This window comes from Variovorax sp. 10N432 (assembly GCF_056394465.1).
In genome coordinates, this window is sequence record NZ_JBFTHX010000052.1 from 21,116 (window position 1) to 36,353 (window position 15,238).

Annotated in this window: 19 protein-coding genes and 1 pseudogene; 13 read left to right on the plus strand and 7 right to left on the minus strand. The window is 70.0% G+C overall.

The features are described from left to right. Window positions 1-95 precede the first annotated feature (95 nt). Window positions 96-536 carry a hypothetical protein gene (locus tag AC1DF3_RS33140; protein ID WP_478142284.1) on the plus strand — a complete coding sequence of 147 codons (441 nt, stop codon included), beginning with the start codon at window positions 96-98 and terminating at the stop codon, window positions 534-536. Window position 537: 1 nt separating this feature from the next. Here AC1DF3_RS33140 and AC1DF3_RS33145 read toward each other — a convergent pair whose 3' ends face one another. Next, a complete protein-coding gene (locus AC1DF3_RS33145; RefSeq protein ID WP_478142285.1) occupies window positions 538-987 on the minus strand; it encodes a PaaI family thioesterase in 450 nt (149 codons plus the stop codon). A gap of 87 nt (window positions 988-1,074) precedes the next feature. Here AC1DF3_RS33145 and AC1DF3_RS33150 point away from each other — a divergent pair, with 87 nt between their 5' ends. Further along, window positions 1,075-1,665 (plus strand): TetR/AcrR family transcriptional regulator, encoded by a 591-nt coding sequence (locus AC1DF3_RS33150; RefSeq protein WP_301811902.1) that lies wholly within the window; start codon window positions 1,075-1,077, stop codon window positions 1,663-1,665. On the opposite strand, the gene AC1DF3_RS33155 is transcribed toward AC1DF3_RS33150, so the two are convergent. Further along, window positions 1,646-2,494 (minus strand): class I SAM-dependent methyltransferase, encoded by an 849-nt coding sequence (locus AC1DF3_RS33155; protein WP_478142286.1) that lies wholly within the window; start codon window positions 2,492-2,494, stop codon window positions 1,646-1,648. The two genes, AC1DF3_RS33150 and AC1DF3_RS33155, sit on opposite strands and share 20 nt — an antisense overlap. Before the next feature lie 110 nt (window positions 2,495-2,604). Between AC1DF3_RS33155 and AC1DF3_RS33160 the strand changes: the two genes are divergently transcribed. Together AC1DF3_RS33160 and AC1DF3_RS33165 are read left to right on the plus strand one after the other, a co-directional pair. Then, window positions 2,605-3,885 (plus strand): HipA domain-containing protein, encoded by a 1,281-nt coding sequence (locus tag AC1DF3_RS33160; RefSeq protein WP_478142287.1) that lies wholly within the window; start codon window positions 2,605-2,607, stop codon window positions 3,883-3,885. A 138-nt stretch (window positions 3,886-4,023) separates the two neighbouring features. Next, window positions 4,024-4,869, plus strand: a complete 846-nt coding sequence (locus tag AC1DF3_RS33165; RefSeq protein WP_478142288.1) for a hypothetical protein — start codon at window positions 4,024-4,026, stop codon at window positions 4,867-4,869. Between the two features lie 42 nt (window positions 4,870-4,911). Here AC1DF3_RS33165 and AC1DF3_RS33170 read toward each other — a convergent pair. From AC1DF3_RS33170 to AC1DF3_RS33185, 4 genes and pseudogenes are all read right to left on the minus strand, one after another. Further along, window positions 4,912-5,385, minus strand: a pseudogene (locus AC1DF3_RS33170) (thioredoxin family protein); the annotation flags it as partial. 159 nt (window positions 5,386-5,544) lie between these two features. Continuing rightward, window positions 5,545-5,796 carry a pentapeptide MXKDX repeat protein gene (locus AC1DF3_RS33175; protein ID WP_478142289.1) on the minus strand — a complete coding sequence of 84 codons (252 nt, stop codon included), beginning with the start codon at window positions 5,794-5,796 and terminating at the stop codon, window positions 5,545-5,547. Window positions 5,797-5,893: 97 nt separating this feature from the next. Continuing rightward, the gene (locus AC1DF3_RS33180) at window positions 5,894-6,685 is read right to left on the minus strand and encodes a molybdopterin-dependent oxidoreductase (protein WP_478142290.1); all 792 of its coding nucleotides are present in this window, start codon (window positions 6,683-6,685) and stop codon (window positions 5,894-5,896) included. After that, the gene (locus AC1DF3_RS33185; RefSeq protein ID WP_478142291.1) at window positions 6,682-7,290 is read right to left on the minus strand and encodes a cytochrome b/b6 domain-containing protein; all 609 of its coding nucleotides are present in this window, start codon (window positions 7,288-7,290) and stop codon (window positions 6,682-6,684) included. Before AC1DF3_RS33185 ends, AC1DF3_RS33180 begins: the two co-directional genes overlap by 4 nt. Before the next feature lie 96 nt (window positions 7,291-7,386). Between AC1DF3_RS33185 and AC1DF3_RS33190 the strand changes: the two genes are divergently transcribed. From AC1DF3_RS33190 to AC1DF3_RS33230, 9 genes are all read left to right on the plus strand, one after another. Beyond that, complete coding sequence (locus AC1DF3_RS33190; RefSeq protein WP_286535772.1) at window positions 7,387-8,112, plus strand: response regulator transcription factor; 726 nt, start codon at window positions 7,387-7,389, stop codon at window positions 8,110-8,112. After that, window positions 8,109-9,578: a sensor histidine kinase gene (locus AC1DF3_RS33195; protein ID WP_286535771.1), complete on the plus strand. Its 1,470-nt coding sequence runs from the start codon at window positions 8,109-8,111 to the stop codon at window positions 9,576-9,578. The genes AC1DF3_RS33190 and AC1DF3_RS33195 overlap by 4 nt, the downstream gene beginning before the upstream one ends. A gap of 25 nt (window positions 9,579-9,603) precedes the next feature. Next, complete coding sequence (locus tag AC1DF3_RS33200) at window positions 9,604-10,047, plus strand: DUF1810 domain-containing protein (protein ID WP_286535770.1); 444 nt, start codon at window positions 9,604-9,606, stop codon at window positions 10,045-10,047. A gap of 25 nt (window positions 10,048-10,072) precedes the next feature. Then, the gene (locus AC1DF3_RS33205) at window positions 10,073-10,474 is read left to right on the plus strand and encodes a hypothetical protein (protein ID WP_286535769.1); all 402 of its coding nucleotides are present in this window, start codon (window positions 10,073-10,075) and stop codon (window positions 10,472-10,474) included. Window positions 10,475-10,592: 118 nt separating this feature from the next. Further along, the gene (locus AC1DF3_RS33210) at window positions 10,593-10,853 is read left to right on the plus strand and encodes a hypothetical protein (RefSeq protein ID WP_478142292.1); all 261 of its coding nucleotides are present in this window, start codon (window positions 10,593-10,595) and stop codon (window positions 10,851-10,853) included. After that, window positions 10,850-12,229 carry a TolC family protein gene (locus AC1DF3_RS33215; protein ID WP_286535767.1) on the plus strand — a complete coding sequence of 460 codons (1,380 nt, stop codon included), beginning with the start codon at window positions 10,850-10,852 and terminating at the stop codon, window positions 12,227-12,229. Before AC1DF3_RS33210 ends, AC1DF3_RS33215 begins: the two co-directional genes overlap by 4 nt. Before the next feature lie 5 nt (window positions 12,230-12,234). Next, the gene (locus tag AC1DF3_RS33220) at window positions 12,235-13,650 is read left to right on the plus strand and encodes a multicopper oxidase family protein (RefSeq protein ID WP_478142293.1); all 1,416 of its coding nucleotides are present in this window, start codon (window positions 12,235-12,237) and stop codon (window positions 13,648-13,650) included. A 30-nt stretch (window positions 13,651-13,680) separates the two neighbouring features. After that, on the plus strand, window positions 13,681-13,995 hold the full coding sequence (locus AC1DF3_RS33225) for a copper-binding protein (protein ID WP_286535765.1): 315 nt from the start codon (window positions 13,681-13,683) through the stop codon (window positions 13,993-13,995). Between the two features lie 21 nt (window positions 13,996-14,016). Further along, window positions 14,017-14,796, plus strand: coding sequence for an exodeoxyribonuclease III (locus tag AC1DF3_RS33230; RefSeq protein WP_286535763.1), 780 nt, complete (start codon window positions 14,017-14,019; stop codon window positions 14,794-14,796). Window positions 14,797-14,862: 66 nt separating this feature from the next. On the opposite strand, the gene AC1DF3_RS33235 is transcribed toward AC1DF3_RS33230, so the two are convergent. Beyond that, on the minus strand, window positions 14,863-15,238 hold a 376-nt coding region (locus tag AC1DF3_RS33235), incomplete at its 5' end, for a hypothetical protein (protein WP_478142294.1).

A 15,238-nucleotide genomic window follows, 5' to 3' on the forward strand; every position in this document is an offset into this window, starting at 1 on the left:
CTCGCCATTGCCCTACACGGCCCGCATCCCCAGGCTCACAGTCCGGGCCGCCGCGGGCATCGACAGTACAGGGAACGCAACAAAGGAGCGACGCCATGGAATCAGACAACGTCAAGACACCCGCCCAACTCGCGGACGAAGCGCGCCAGGTCGGCCGCGATGCGGTCGAGGCAGCGCAGGGCTACGCCGCCGAGGCCCGGCGGGTCGGTGCCGACGCGATGCAGTCGATCCGGCCGAGCATCGAGGACGCGAAGGCCACAGGCCGCGAGGGCCTCGACACCATGCGGGGCATCGCGGGCGATGCGCGGGACATCGCGGGCGATGCGGCCGCCACCGGCCGTGCCTATGCCAAGGATGCGGTCAACGCCGCCGGCAAGAAGCTCCACGACGCCCAAGGGCGCATGCAGCGCGCCCGGGATGCGTGCACGCAGTTCATTGCCGACGAGCCCGTGAAGGCGTCGCTGATCGCGGCCGCGTCCGGGGCGGTGCTGACAACCTTGCTGATGTCGGCGCTGCGCGGCCGGCGCCGCTACTAGGCTATTGCGCCGCCACCGGCACCAGGATCGCGTCGCCGGTCGCCACCAGCTTGCGCGCGGCACCGGGTTCCTCTTCGGCGAACAGCTCGGCAGAGGTAAACATCTGCGTGCGCCCAGCCTTGACGACCCGCGCCCGGGCCACGAATCGCTGGCCGACCGCGGGCCGCAGGCAGTTCACCGAGAAGTGCGAGGCCAGCACGCGTCCGGCCAGGGTGCTGGCGGCGAAGCCGCAGGCGGTGTCGATCAACGCGCCGATCAGCCCCGCATGCAGAAAGCCGCTGTATTGGCCGGCTTCCTCGCGCCACGGCATCTGCAATTCGACGTCGCCGGGGCTGGCGCTGAGCACCTCGAAGCCGGCCCAGCGGTTGAATTTTGCGCTGGCGTTCACGGCCTGGATGGCGGCGAGCAGCGCCGGCCCGGCGGCCGGTGGGGGGATCGTGGCATCGGTCATCGGCGCACCTCTTCTACGTAGTGATTTGATGTAGACCAGTCTATATAATTCGGCATTCGAATCCAGACACCTCAGGGACACAAACGAATGGCTCAGGCGCCCAGACACCGGCAAGCGATCGTCGAGACGGCGGCCCGCCTGTTTCGCCAGCAGGGTTTCGCGGCGACCGGCTTGAACCAGATCGTCGAGGAGAGCGCGGCACCCAAGGGGTCGATCTACCACTACTTTCCCGAAGGCAAGGAGGCCATCGGCGCTGCCGCGGTGGCCTGGGCCGGTGAACGCGTGGTGCACACGCTGGCCGGCCTGGCCAGCGAGAGCGACGGGCCCGGCGAACTGCTGCGCCGCTATGCGGCCCTGCTCGGTGGCTGGATGGCCGAATCGAACTTCAGGGACGGTTGCCCGATCGCGACGACCCTGCTGGAGACCGCGCCGCGCTCGGCTGCGATCCGCGACGCGGGTGCGGTGGCGCTGGCGGCCTGGGCGCGGGTGTTCAGCGATGCGCTGCAAGCCCGGGGCGCCGAGCCGCTGCGCGCGGCCCGACTGGCGGCGCTGGCGGTCGCCTCGATCGAGGGGGCGCTGCTGCAGGCCCGCGTGGCCGAGAGCCGGCAACCGCTGGTCGACGCGGCCGAGGAACTGGCGCTGGCCTTCGAGGCCGCGATCAGGGCTTCACGAACTTGAGCACGAAGTCGTCCTTCGGCTGCGGCGGCTCCGGCGTGTTGCGATCGCGCGGGTCGTTCGGATTGCGCAGGAAGAAGCCTTCATCGGCGAACCTGAAGCCGGCCTGTTCGACCTCGGCACGCAGGAACGATTCCTCGATCCGGTGCAGCGTGCCGGATTCGGAAATGCCGGTGCCGGGTCGGCCGGCATGGTCGGCCAGCACGTAGAGACCGCCGGGCTTCAGCGCCGCGAAGACGGCGCGATTCAGCTGAGCGCGGTCGGCACCCAGGTGGCCGAGGTCGTGGTAGTTGAACATCAGCGTGACGAGGTCGAGGCTGCCCGGCGCGACCTCGGGCGGCACCGGCTGCTCGAACGGCTGGACCACCGCCACGATGTGTCCGCTGCGCAGCCGTTCGGCGCGGCCCGCCAGGCCCGTCGATGGCGGTCGCGGCGCGGCGCCGGCAGCCATCGGCGGCGCGCCGCCTTCGGGTTGGGCCGGCGGCGGGCCGGTCCGGCGCGGCGGGGTCTGCCCATAGACACGCCCCGACGGGCCGGCCGCGCGGGCCAGCAGTTCGGTGGTGTAGCCGCCGGCGGCGCTGATGTCCAGCGCTTGCATGCCGGGCTTGACGCCGATGAACATCAGCATCTCCTGGGGCTTGCGGCGCTGGTCGTTGGTGCGATCGGCTTCGCTGCGCTCCGGGTCGGCCACCAGGGCGGCGACCTGGTCGCGGGTCAAGGTCGGGGCGCGGGTTGCGCAGCCAGCCAGGGTCACGGCGAGCGCGATGGCCGCGGCGGCGATCAGCGGCCGAAAGATGCCCGAAGGGCGGGGCAGGGGCAGGTGGAAAACCATGTCAGGACTCCTCGCAACGCGCGAAACATGCAGTCTGCCACTGAGTTCAGGGCGAAGCCGAGCGGGTCGCCCTGTTGCGCAGCGCACTTTCCCAGGGACCGCGGTCATCGGTGGAGCTGCTGGCGATGCTTCAGGCCAGTCAACCGACCTTCTCTCGAACTATTCAGAAGCTGGGGCCCGAGGTCATCCGTTTCCGGGAGCCGGGGGTGCGGACGCCGCGCTACGGCCTGCTTCGAGCGGAGCCGGTCGCCTCGCCGCAACCGATGTTCCGGGTCGATGCGGAGGGCCGGGTCGCCGAGATCGGCTCGGTCAGCTTCCTGCGCGGGGGCGGCACGTGGGTGGACGCGCCTGGGGGGACGAGTTCATTCCATGAGGGTCTTCCCCCGGCGATGGCGTTCGCCGCGCCGTCGGGCTATCCGGGTGCCCGCCTGGCAAAAGCCGTGGCGGCTGCGTTGGGGGTGCCACCCTCGCTGCGGGACTGGTCGGACGATCATCGCGCCAGCTTCCTGTGCCGGCTCGGTGCGGACGTCGGCGGGGCGCTGATCTGGGGCGCCGATTCCTTTGCCTTGCACATGGCGTCGCGCCGGGCCGCGGCCGTGCCGGCGCCGGACATTCCGCGTGTGTATCGCGACCTGGCGACGGGGACCGCACAGACCGGTGCAGGCAGCGGTGCCGGAGGGGAGCAGCCGAAGTTCACCTGCGAGACGGAGGCGCGCGGCCACCTGATCGTGAAGTTCGCGCGCCGTGCGAGCCGCTCGGCCGAGCTGCTCGTCCTGGAGGAACTGGCGCTGCGGTCCTTGTCGAAGGCGGGGATCGCGGCGGCCCGCGCCCACTACCTGGAACTGGATGACTACGGCTACCTGGAAGTCGAGCGTTTCGACCGAGTGGGCCGTTTCGGCCGGCGCGGGTTGATCTCCGCAGGGGCGGTCGACGACGAACTGTTCGGGATGAGGGACAACTGGCCTGCCTTCGCACAGCGATGCGAAGAGGCCCGGATCCTCGATGCCGACGCCGTGCGTTGCGTCCTCGTCCTCGCCGCCTTCTCGGAACTCATCGGCAACGGCGACCGTCACTTCGAAAACTTGTCGCTGCTGACCGATGACCACGATCGGCCGAACGCGCTCGCGCCGGCCTACGACATGCTGCCGATGGTCTATGCGCCGGTGGGCGGCGGCATCGAGCCGGAGCTCCGCCTCGTCGCCCCTTCGTTCCTCGGCTTGGGCGCGAGGACCGACGTCTGGCAGCCGGCGTTCGAGGCCGCCCGCAGCTTCTGGGCCGCGGCGGCCGCCGATCCCAGGCTGTCCGCGCCGATGCGCGCCATCAGCGGCGCCAACGGCATGCATGTGGCCGAGGTGGTCGCCCCGTTGCTGCCCGCCGCGCCGACGCGCTGAACGTCTTTGCGCTGCGTCTTGCGCAATGCCGCCTGGCCTCTATGATCTAGGGGCGCGAAATAGATACTTTTAGATACATCTAAAGTTCTCTTTTTCGACCGACTCCCTCCGACAGGCTTCCAGAGGAATGCAAGTCCGATGAGATCCCGCCTGCGATCCCGCACAGCGTCGGCCCTGCTCGGGGCCTGCGCCGCCCTGGCGCTGCCGGGCTGCGCGCTGGTCGTGCGCGGCACGCAGCAGGACATCCAGGTCGACGCGGTGTCCGCCGACGGCAAGGCGCTCGACGGCGTCGAGTGCCGCGCAGGCGACGCCGTGGCGGCGGCACCGGCGGGCATCTCCGCGCCGCGGCTCACGGTCAGGCGCTCGGGCGACGACCTCTCGGTTCGCTGCCTGTCGCAAGGCCGCGTGGTGGCGTCCGCCAAGGTGATCTCGCGTTCCGACATGGGGCTCATCAGCCTGGCGGTGGGTGGCGTGCTCAGCGCGACCATCGACCATCTGTCCGGCGCGGCCTTCGCGTACCCGGGCTGGATCACGCTGGTGGCCGGCGAGGAGCGCAGCTACGACCGCCGGGACAGTGCCGATGGGCCTTCGGGCGGCATCTTCGTCAGCCGGCTCGGTGCCGGTGCGCCTGGTGCGTCCGGTGCCGTGGCCCTGACGGTCGCTCCCGTCATGCAGGGCCCCAACTACTACCGCGCCAACTACAGCGTCACGGCCAGCCAGTTGCTGCGCCCTGGTGCCCGCCGAACCGGCCGCGATACCTACAACGCCGAGAAGCTCGCGCTGGCGATGCAATGCAGCGCGACGCCGCGCGCGGTGCTGATCGAGCGTGGGGCCGGCTTCGAGGTCCATCGGGTGCCGTGCACGGCCAGGGTCGAACTGTCGGTGCGCTGCGAGTTCGGCAACTGCCGGGTGCAGCCCGCCGCCTTGCCGCCGGCCGGCGCGATCGCCGGCCTGTCGCCGGATCAACACCTGCCAGGTCCCTGACGCCAGGCGGTCGAAGACCTGCCGGGTGGCGTCCGTCGGATGTCAGCCCGGCTTGCGGTCCCTGGCCGCCTCGTCGAGCAGTTGCCTGATCACCTGTTCCGACTTCGCGTACTCGCCTTCGCCGAAGTGGTGGAAGCGCACGCGCCCCTGCGCGTCGACGAAGTACAGCGCCGGCCAGTAGGTGTTGCCGAACGCCCGCCAGATCGCGAAGTCGTTGTCGATCGCCACCGGGAACTCGATGTCCAGGTCGGCGACGGCCTTCTTCACGTTCGCGATGTTCTTCTCGTAGGCGAACTCGGGCGCATGCACGCTGAGCACCACCAGGCCCTGGTCCTTGTATTTGCGATGCCATTCGCGCACGTGCGGCAATGCGTTGCGGCAGTTAATGCAGCCGAAGGTCCAGAAGTCGACCAGCACCACCTTGCCGCGCAGCCCTTCGGCGCTCAGCGGCGGCGAGTTGAGCCAGTCGACGGCGCCGGCGAGCCGCGGCAGCGTCCCCTCGACCGGCAGTTCGAGCCGCGCCGCGCTGCCGCGCTCCTGCGTCGGCGCGTCGGCAGCGGCGAGCGTCGGTGCGACGCCGGCGAGCAGCGACAAGCCGCCGATGGCGAGAACGCGGCCGACGCGCGAAAAGAGAAAGAGCAGCATGGCAAGGCCTCTGCGACGGCGCGGTGGCGGCTACTTCTTCATCTCGTCCTTGCCCATCGCGTCCTTGGACATCGCATCCTTGGCCATCGAATCCTTCTTCATGGCGTCCTTCGCCATCGAGTCCTTCTTCATGCCGCCCTTGGCCATGGCGTCCTTGGACATGCTGTCCTTGGCCATCGAATCCTTGGCCATGTCGTCCTTCTTCATCTCGTCGGCGGCGAAGGCCGAGACCGAGCCGATGGCCAGGCAGGTGGCGAGCAGTGTGGCGGAAAGCGTGTTCATGTCAGTGGTCCTTCAAGAGAGTCGTTTGCAAAAAAAAGGCTCGGTTCCGAATGAACACGGCCGCGCGTTCCAGCAGCGCCGGGTCGCCTGAGGCGACTCAGCTGCCGCCGAACCAGTTGTAGCCCTGGTCTTCCCAGTAGCCGCCAGGGTAGGTGTTGGTGACGAAGATGGCCTGGATGTGCTTCGGGTTCTTGTAGCCCAGCTTGGTCGGCATCCGCAGCTTCATCGGGAAGCCGTACTTCGGCGGCAGCGGCTGGCCGTCGTAGCTCAGCGTCAGCAGCGTCTGCGGATGCAGGGCGGTCGGCATGTCGATGCTGGTGTAGTAGTCGTCGGCGCACTTGAAGCCGACGTACCTGGCGCCGGTGTCGGCGCCGACCCGGTGCAGGAAGTCCGCGAAGCGCACGCCGCCCCACTTGCCGATCGCGCTCCAGCCCTCGACGCAGATGTGGCGCGTGACCTGGTCCTGCTGCGGCATCGCGCGCAGCTCGGCCAGCGTCCAGCGCCGCCGGTCGGCCACCAGGCCCGTCACCTCGAGCGTGAAGCCTTCTTCCGCGACCGTGCGGACTTCGTCCTCGCCGTAGTAGGCGTTGAAGGGGAAGGGCCGCGTGATCATCGACTCGGGGTAGGTCGGTGCCAGCCGCGACGGATCGAAGATCAGCCCCTGCACCCTGTCGTTGAAGCGCGAGACCGCGCCGAGCGCGGCTTCGACGCTGTCGTTGTCGCTGATGCTGCAGCCGGTCAGGAGCGACAGGCCGCCGAGCGTGAGCGAGCGCTGCAGGAAGGCGCGACGCGCCGGCTGCGCGACGCGGCGGCCGATCAGCACGCGCGCCTCGGCCAGGGCCGCCTCGGCGTCGACGGTGTCCAGGGCAGGGCGCTTGAAGAGATTCATGATTCGACTCCGGAACGGCTGCCGAGCATGGCGAGCAGAGAGCGGGGCACCAGCGCGACCATCACCAGGTGCACGGCGACGAAGGCCACCAGCGCCGCCATCGCGAAGAAGTGGATGCGGCGGGCAAATTCGTAGCCGCCGAGCAGATCGCGCAGCAGGCCGAACTGCACCGACTTCCACAGCACCAGCCCGGACAGCACCAGCAGCACGATGTCGAAGATCACGAACAGGTAGGCGAAGCGCTGCACGCTGTTGTAGTGGCGCGGGTCGGCGTGCGAGAGCCGGCCGCGCAGCGCCGCCAGCGCGTCGTGCCAGATGCCGGAGATCGACAGCGGGAAGAACTTGCGCCACAGGCGGCCGCTCGCCAGGTTCAGCGCCAGGTAGACCAGGCCGTTGGCGGCCAGCAGCCACATGGTGGCGAAGTGCCATTGCAGCGCCCCGCCGAGCCAGCCGCCGAGCGTCAGCGCGGCGGGGAACTCGAACGGGAACAACGGCGAGGCATCGTAGATCCGCCAGCCGCTGGCCACCATCACCAGCACCGCCAGGGCGTTGAGCCAGTGCGTGATGCGCAGCCACAGCGGATGGATCGGGGTGTCGCGGTTCATGAGGCCGGATTGTTGGGCGCACCCGGTGGCCGTTTCATCACGAAAAGTTCAATTAATCGTGATAACTCGGGCCCCGCGGAAGCGGGAGAATGAGCCATGGATACCGCCAAGCGCGTTCTGATCGTCGAGGACGATGCCCACATCGCAGAGTTGCTGCGCATGCACCTCCACGACGAGGGCTACGCGGTCACGCACGCCGCCGACGGTCACGCCGGCCTGCGCGAACTGGAGCGCGGCAGCTGGGATGCGCTGGTGCTCGACCTGATGCTGCCGGGCATCGACGGCCTGGAAATCTGCCGCCGCGCCCGCGCCATGACGCGCTATACCCCGATCATCATCACCAGCGCGCGCTCGAGCGAGGTCCACCGCATCCTGGGCCTGGAGCTGGGCGCCGACGACTACCTGGCCAAGCCCTTCTCGGTGCTCGAGCTGGTGGCCCGCGTGCGGGCCCTGCTGCGGCGCACCGAGGCCATGGCGCGCAACGCCCGCATCGAATCCGGCCGGCTGGCGCTGGCCGGGATGGGCATCGACCCGATCGCGCGCGAGGTCGAGGTCGACGGCAAACCGATCGAGCTCACGCCGCGCGAATTCGACCTGCTCTATTTCCTTGCCCGCCATCCCGGGCGCGTGTTCTCGCGGCTCGACCTGCTGAACCAGGTGTGGGGCTACCAGCACGACGGCTACGAGCACACGGTCAACACCCACATCAACCGCCTGCGCATGAAGGTCGAGCCCGACCCGGCCGCGCCGCGCCGCATCCTGACCGTCTGGGGGCGCGGCTACAAGCTGGCGGCGGGCGACCTCGAGGAGGCCACAGGATGAGGCTGCGCGGCACGCTCTCGCAGCGCCTGTCGCTGGTGTTCGCCGTGCTGCTGCTGGCCTGCTGCGGGGCTTCGGCCTGGCTTCAGCTGCAGGCCAGCGGACGCCACGAGCAGGAGGTGACGCAGCGCCTGTCGGCTGGCCTGGCGGCCCACATCGCCGCCAGCAACCCGATCCTCGGTGAAAGCGGCGCGCTCGATCGTGCCGAGGTGCACGCGCTGTTCGACAAGCTCATGGCGGTCAACCCCAGTGTCGAGGTCTACCTGCTGGCGCCCGACGGGCGCATCGAGGCCCAGGCGGCGCCGCCGGGCCACCTCAAGCTGGACCGGGTCGACCTGGCGCCGATCCACCGGCTGCTGGGCGGCGCCGACCTGCCGGTGCTGGGCGACGATCCGCGCGCCCAGGGCGTGCGCAAGGTCTTCAGCGCGGCGCCGCTCAAGATCGACGGCCGTGATGCCGGCTACGTGTACGTGGTGCTGTCGGGCGAGGAGCGCGAGGCGCTGGTGGCCAACGTGGCGGCGGGCAGCGTGCTGCGCACCATGCTGTGGTCGATCGCGCTGGTGGCCCTGCTGGGCCTGCTGGCGGGGCTGGCGGCGTTCCACCTCATCACGCGGCCGCTGCGACGGCTGACTTCGGCGGTGCGGCAGTTCGACAGCGAAGGGTCGGCCGCGCTGGAGAGCGGCGTGCCCACGCTGGGCGATGCGGGGCAGGGCGGGGGCGACGAGATCGCGACGCTGCGCGACGCCTTCGCCCAGATGACCCGCCGCATCGCCGGCCAGTGGCGCGAGCTGCGCACGCAGGACCAGCAGCGGCGCGAGCTGTTCGCCAACATCTCGCACGATCTGCGCACGCCGCTGACCTCGCTGCACGGCTACCTCGAGACGCTGCTCATGAAGTCCGACACGCTGGCGCCGGCCGAGCGCCGGCACTACCTCGAGATCGCGCTCGGGCAGAGCCGCAAGGTGGGGCGGCTGGCGCAGGAGCTGTTCGAGCTGGCGCGGCTCGAATACGGCGTCGTCAAGCCCGAGAAGGAGCGCTTCGCGCTGGCCGACCTGGTGCAGGACGTGTTCCAGAAGTTCGAGCTGGCGGCCGAGGCGCGGCGGCAGCGGCTGGTGGCCGACATTCCGCCGGGCCTGCCGGTGGTGACGGCCGACCTGGGGCTGATCGAGCGGGTGCTGACCAACCTGCTCGACAACGCGATCCGCCACACGCCGGAAGGCGGCGAGATCGCCGTGGTCCTGCGCGCCGACGGCGAGGGGGTCGCGGTCGAGGTCAGCGACACCGGCCCGGGCATCCCGGGCGAGCTGCGCCAGAGCCTGTTCACGCGGCCGCTGTTCTCGTCGTCGACCGGTCGCAGCGGCGGGCTCGGGCTGGTCATCGTGCAGCGCATCCTGCAGCTGCACGGCAGCGACATCCGGCTGCAGCAGCGGGCCGAGAAGGGCGCCGTGTTCTGCTTCGCGCTGCGCTGAGGCGGGCCGGTTTCAGGAACGACCCATGCGACCGCCGCTTGACCCCGAAGGCCTGCAGCGCTTCGTCGAAGCCCAGGCGACGGTCTACGACGCCGTGTGCCGCGAGCTGAGGGCAGGGCGCAAGACCAGCCACTGGATGTGGTTCGTCTTTCCCCAGTTGCGCGTGCTGGGGCGCAGCGCCACCGCCCGCTTCTTCGGCCTGGCGGACCTGGCCGAGGCACAGGCCTACGCCGCGCATCCCGTGCTCGGCCCGCGCCTGGTCGAATGCAGCGAGCTCGTGCTCGCCGCCTCGGGCCGCAGCGCGCACGAGATATTCGGCACGCCGGACGATCTCAAGCTGTGTTCCTGCATGACGCTGTTCGAGGTGGCCGCGGCCGCGCCCGTTTTCGCGCGGGTGCTCGAGCGCCTGTATGCCGGCGAGCGGGACGCGCTCACGCTCGCGGAACTCGGGCGCGGCGAGCGCCCCTGAATGCCTTGCCTCTAGAATGCGCCGCATGCACCGGCTGCGCCTGTTCGTCCTCTGGATCGTGATGTTCGCCGTGCCCTTCCAGGGGTACGCGGCGGTCGCCATGGTCCTTTGCGGACCAGGGTCTGCGGGCGCCGTGGCCGCAGTGTCCGCCAAGGCCGCCGGCGCGCATGACCATGCCCGGCACCACGACGGCGACACGCACGAGGCAGTCTCGCATGCCGCCCATGGCAGCACCGACAAGTCCGCCGGCGCGCAGCCCGACGGCTTGCACAAGTGCGGCACCTGCGGTGCCTGCCATGCCTGCGCGCTGATCGCCAGCTTGCCATTGGCGGTCTTTCACGACCTCCCCGCCGCCGCCCTGGCGGAGCCGGCCATCGCGTGGACCGCGGTCGTCCCGCACGTTCTCGACAAACCTCCTCGCGCCTAGGGTGCGTTCGCGCGCCCGTGATCTTCACGGGTCCCGCGCGGACGCTCATGCATCGCCTGCGTCGCGCCCTTTCGAGGGCCGCTTCGACGCGTCCCGTTCATGACCTTGCGAGGACTCCATGCCCCATTCATCGCCGGCCCGTTGGCTGGCTGTTCCCTGGGCCGTCGCGGCGTTGTCCGCCACGGCTCAACCGCTGCCCGTGCCGGCCGACACCGCGCCGACCGCAAACCCGCCGATCCCGACCTACAAGTCCGCCTTCGAGGGCTATCGGCCCTTCGCTGACGAAAAGCCCATTCCCTGGAAGGAGGCCAACGAGACCGTCCGGCGCCGCGGCGGCGGAGCGGCGCCGGCGGCGCCGCCGCCGAAGGACCGGCCATGACGCCAGCGATTCGCTGCACGGCGATGGCCGTCGCGCCGTTCCTGCTCTCGGCTTGCGCTTCGGTCGGGATCGACGACGCGCTGCAGGACGCCAACACCCGGGCCCGGCCGTTCACCGAGGGCCGGCTGGAACTCGGCCGCACGCAGGATCAGCGCGAGCGCCGATCGGCGTTGACGCAGGCGCTGCTGTCCGGGCCGCTGTCGCAGAACGACGCCGTGCAGGTCGCCCTGGCCAACAGCCCCGCCGTGCAGGCGCTGATCGCCGAGCACTGGGCCGCCCTCGCGGCGGCCGACCAGAGCGGCCGGATGCCGAATCCCATCTTCAAGTTCGAGCGGCTGCGCATCGACAGCGAACTCGAGCTGGGGCGCCTGCTGTCCTTCGGTCTGGTCGACCTGATCCTGCTGCCGCAGCGGCTGGAGATCTCGCGCAGCCGGTCGAGCGAGGCCAGGATGCAGCTCACGGGTGCCGTGGTCGAGCAGGTCACGCAGGTGCGGCAGGCCTGGGTCCGTGCGGTCGCCGCGCAGCAGGCGCTTCGCTATGCCGAACAGGTCCAGCGCTCGGCCCAGGCCAGTGCCGAGCTGGCGCGCCGGATGCAGCAGGTGGGCAATTTCAGCAAGCTGCAGCGCGCGCGCCAGCAGGTCTTCTATGCCGACGCGACCACCCAGCTGGCCGCCGCGATGCACGCCGCCACCGCGGCGCGCGAGGAACTGGTTCGTGCGCTGGGCCTGGACGACGCCCAGGCGGCCAGGCTGTCGCTGCCCGAGCGACTGCCCGACCTTCCGAAAGCGCCCCGCGATCCCGCGGATGTCGCCGCGACCGCGAACCAGCAGCGTCTCGACGTCCAGCTGGCACGCGCCCGGCTCGAGGTCGCGGCCAAGTCGCAGGGGATCAACCTGCTGTCGACCTTCACCGAGGCCGCCATCGGCGGCCGGCACGACACCGTGTTCGATGACGCCCAGGGCACGCAGAGCACGCGCCGCGGCTGGGAACTCGACATCCGGCTGCCCTTGTTCGACTGGGGCACGGCGCAGCGCGACGGGCTGGACGCGCAGTCGCTGGCAGCGGCCAACCGCTACGACGCCACGGTGCGCGGGGCGTCCTCGCAGCTGCGCGAGAGCTACTCCGGCTACCGCACGGCCTACGACATCGCCAAGCACTATCGCGACGAGGTCGTTCCGCTGCGCCGGGCGATCGCCGACGAGAACCTGCTTCGCTACAACGGGATGCTGATCGGCGTCTTCGAGCTGCTGGCCGAAGCGCGCGACCAGGTCGCGAGCGTGACCGGCGCCATCCAGGCCGAGCAGCAGTTCTGGCTCGCGGACGCCGCCCTGGCCGCCTCGGTCATCGGCAAGCCGACACCCCCTTCGATCCCGTGAACGACATGACCAACAGACGCAACTTCCTGAGCGGCGCCGGTGCCCTCACCGGCGCCGTCGCCGCCGCGAGCGTGAGCAAGGTGGCGATGGCCGCACTGCCCGAACCCGTGCTCCAGACGCGGCCCGACACCATGCCGCCGCTGGCGCCGGCGAGCGGACGCCCCTACGACCCGGTGGTCACGCTCAACGGCTGGACCCTGCCCTGGCGCATGAACAACGGCGTCAAGGAATTCCACCTGGTCGCCGAGCCCGTGGTGCGCGAGATGGCACCGGGCTTCAAGGCCAACCTGTGGGGCTACAACGGCCAGTCGCCCGGGCCCACCATCGAGGTCGTGGAGGGCGACCGGGTGCGGATCTTCGTCACCAACAAGCTGCCCGAGCACACCAGCGTGCATTGGCACGGCCAGCGCCTGCCCAACGGCATGGACGGCGTCACGGGCCTGACGCAGCCGCCGATCCGGCCGGGCAAGACCTTCGTCTACGAGTTCGTCGCCCGCCGTCCGGGCACCTTCATGTACCACCCGCATGCGGACGAGATGGTGCAGATGGCGATGGGGATGATGGGCTTCTGGGTCACCCACCCGAAGGCCGGGCATCCGCTGATCGACAAGGTCGACCGCGACTTCGTGTTTCTGCTCAACGCCTACGACATCGAGCCCGGCAGCGGTACTCCCAAGATCATGACGATGCTGGACTTCAATCTCTGGTCGTGGAACAGCCGGATCTTCCCGGGCATCGACTCGCTCAACGTCCGGCATGGCGACAGCGTGCGCATCCGGGTCGGCAATCTGACGATGACCAATCACCCGATCCACCTGCATGGCCACGAGTTCCAGGTCACGGGCACCGACGGCGGGCCGATCCCGAGGAGCGCCCGCCTGCACGAGGTGACGACCGACGTCGCGGTCGGCCAGATGCGCCAGATCGAGTTCCTGGCCGACGAGGAGGGCGACTGGGCCTTGCACTGCCACAAGAGCCATCACACGATGAACGCCATGGGCCACGACGTGCCGACCCTGATCGGCGTCGACCAGCAGGACATCGCTCGCCAGATCACGGACCTGGTGCCCGACTACATGGCGATGGGCGAGCGCGGCATGGCCGACATGGGCGCCATGGAGATGCCGATCCCCGACAACACCGTGCCCATGATGACCGGCCAGGGCCCCTTCGGTGCGGTCGAGATGGGCGGCATGTTCAGCGTCGTCAAGGTGCGCAAGGGCCAGAAGGCGGGCGACTACACGGACCCCGGCTGGTTCAGGCATCCCCGGGGCACCGTCGCCTACGAACTGGATGGCCCCGTGCCCGAGGCGCCGCGCGCGGGCGGCGCCGGCAAGGGCGCCATGCGGGCGCGGAAGCCGCCCGTCCGCGACATCGAGGTCCAGGTCCGCAAGCCCGGCGGCGGCCATGCGGGCCACTGACGACTTTCCATCTCCATGCCAAGGAATCCAATGACTCACGCACTCCGCAATCTCGCGCTCGCCGCGCTCTTGGCCCTGGCGGCCACCGGCGCCGGCGCAGCCGGCAGCCACGCCGACAACCCGGAGCTCTCCGACGGCGAGATCCGCAAGATCGATCCCGACAGCGCCAAGCTCACGATCAGGCATGGCCCGCTGAAGGACCTGGACATGCCCGGCATGACGATGGTGTTCCAGGTGAGGGACAGCGCGATGCTCGGCAAGGTCCAGGTCGGCGACAAGGTCCGGTTCCGGGCCGAGAGGATCGGCGGCAGGCTCACCGTGACCGAGATCGAATCCGTGCACTGATTCAGGTCATGATGGCGGTCCATGAAGATCGCCACCTTCAATGTCAACGGCGTCAACGGCCGCCTGGCGGCGCTGCTCGATTGGCTGGCCGAGTCGAAGCCCGACGTGGCCTGCCTGCAGGAGCTGAAATCGCCGGACGCCAGGTTTCCGGCGGCGGCGATCCGTGCGGCCGGCTACGGCGTGGTCTTCCACGGCCAGCCGGCCTGGAACGGCGTCGCGATCCTGGCGCGCGGGCGCGAGCCGATCGAGACCGGCCGCGGCCTGCCCGGCATGGCCGACGACCCGCAAAGCCGCTACCTCGAGGCCGTGGTCGACGGCGTGCTGATCGGCTGCCTCTACCTGCCCAACGGCAATCCGCAGCCGGGCCCGAAGTTCGACTACAAGCTGGCCTGGTTCGATCGCCTCAATGCCCATGCCGAGGCGCTCTTCGGCTGCGGCCTGCCGGTGGTGCTGGCCGGCGACTACAACGTGGTGCCGACCGATGCCGACATCTACAACCCGGCCTCCTGGCGTGACGACGCGCTGCTGCAGCCCGAAAGCCGGGCGGCTTTCAAGGCGCTGCTCGACCAGGGCTGGACCGATGCGATCCGGGCGCTGCACCCGCAGGAACGCATCTACACCTTCTGGGACTACTGGCGCCAGCGCTGGCCGCGCAACGCGGGCCTGCGCATCGACCACCTGCTGCTGAACGAGGAAGCGGCGCCGCTGCTGCGGGCGGCCGGCGTGGACCGGGAGGTGCGCGGCCGGCCCGGTGCCAGCGACCACGCGCCGGCCTGGGTCGATCTCGCGCTGCCGCGCTGAAGGCGCCGGCGCCGTGGCGGAGTTGCGATGCTTCGCCGCGTCCGAATGGCGCCGATCGGCCGGAGATCAGCGGTAGCCGGTGTCGGTCGCGTTGTGGATGATCCAGACCAGGTTGCCGCCGGAGATGTTGCCCAGGTTGCCGCCGGCGAAGATCAGCCGGCCCTGGCCCTTGTAGGCGAGTTCGATCCGGGTGCGGTCGCCGCCGAAATAGAACGGAATGAAGGCCTTGCCGGTGACGTAGGCGCCCGAGTCGGTCGGCTGGCCCGCGATGTCGGTGACCTGCTTCAGGCTCATGCCGATCTGCAGCTGGGTGAACTTGGAGTTCGGCGCCGGGTTGCCGGTGATCTCGCCCTCGTAGTCGTTCATGCCCTTCACGGTGCGGCCGCTGCCGGCTTCGATCTTGCTCGAATCGATCACATTGCCCTGGGCGTCCATGCCGGGC

What these genes read in the sequence shown, in the direction of transcription:
- AC1DF3_RS33155 (WP_478142286.1), bottom strand. Translation starts at nt 2,494, where the DNA reads ATGGTTTTCCACCTGCCCCTGCCCCGCCCTTCGGGCATCTTTCGGCCG.
- AC1DF3_RS33145 (WP_478142285.1), bottom strand. Translation starts at nt 987, where the DNA reads ATGACCGATGCCACGATCCCCCCACCGGCCGCCGGGCCGGCGCTGCTC.
- AC1DF3_RS33215 (WP_286535767.1), top strand. Translation starts at nt 10,850, where the DNA reads ATGACGCCAGCGATTCGCTGCACGGCGATGGCCGTCGCGCCGTTCCTG.
- AC1DF3_RS33200 (WP_286535770.1), top strand. Translation starts at nt 9,604, where the DNA reads ATGCGACCGCCGCTTGACCCCGAAGGCCTGCAGCGCTTCGTCGAAGCC.
- AC1DF3_RS33195 (WP_286535771.1), top strand. Translation starts at nt 8,109, where the DNA reads ATGAGGCTGCGCGGCACGCTCTCGCAGCGCCTGTCGCTGGTGTTCGCC.
- AC1DF3_RS33185 (WP_478142291.1), bottom strand. Translation starts at nt 7,290, where the DNA reads ATGAACCGCGACACCCCGATCCATCCGCTGTGGCTGCGCATCACGCAC.
- AC1DF3_RS33175 (WP_478142289.1), bottom strand. Translation starts at nt 5,796, where the DNA reads ATGAACACGCTTTCCGCCACACTGCTCGCCACCTGCCTGGCCATCGGC.
- AC1DF3_RS33205 (WP_286535769.1), top strand. Translation starts at nt 10,073, where the DNA reads ATGCACCGGCTGCGCCTGTTCGTCCTCTGGATCGTGATGTTCGCCGTG.
- AC1DF3_RS33150 (WP_301811902.1), top strand. Translation starts at nt 1,075, where the DNA reads ATGGCTCAGGCGCCCAGACACCGGCAAGCGATCGTCGAGACGGCGGCC.
- AC1DF3_RS33165 (WP_478142288.1), top strand. Translation starts at nt 4,024, where the DNA reads ATGAGATCCCGCCTGCGATCCCGCACAGCGTCGGCCCTGCTCGGGGCC.
- AC1DF3_RS33230 (WP_286535763.1), top strand. Translation starts at nt 14,017, where the DNA reads ATGAAGATCGCCACCTTCAATGTCAACGGCGTCAACGGCCGCCTGGCG.
- AC1DF3_RS33225 (WP_286535765.1), top strand. Translation starts at nt 13,681, where the DNA reads ATGACTCACGCACTCCGCAATCTCGCGCTCGCCGCGCTCTTGGCCCTG.
- AC1DF3_RS33180 (WP_478142290.1), bottom strand. Translation starts at nt 6,685, where the DNA reads ATGAATCTCTTCAAGCGCCCTGCCCTGGACACCGTCGACGCCGAGGCG.
- AC1DF3_RS33140 (WP_478142284.1), top strand. Translation starts at nt 96, where the DNA reads ATGGAATCAGACAACGTCAAGACACCCGCCCAACTCGCGGACGAAGCG.
- AC1DF3_RS33220 (WP_478142293.1), top strand. Translation starts at nt 12,235, where the DNA reads ATGACCAACAGACGCAACTTCCTGAGCGGCGCCGGTGCCCTCACCGGC.
- AC1DF3_RS33190 (WP_286535772.1), top strand. Translation starts at nt 7,387, where the DNA reads ATGGATACCGCCAAGCGCGTTCTGATCGTCGAGGACGATGCCCACATC.
- AC1DF3_RS33210 (WP_478142292.1), top strand. Translation starts at nt 10,593, where the DNA reads ATGCCCCATTCATCGCCGGCCCGTTGGCTGGCTGTTCCCTGGGCCGTC.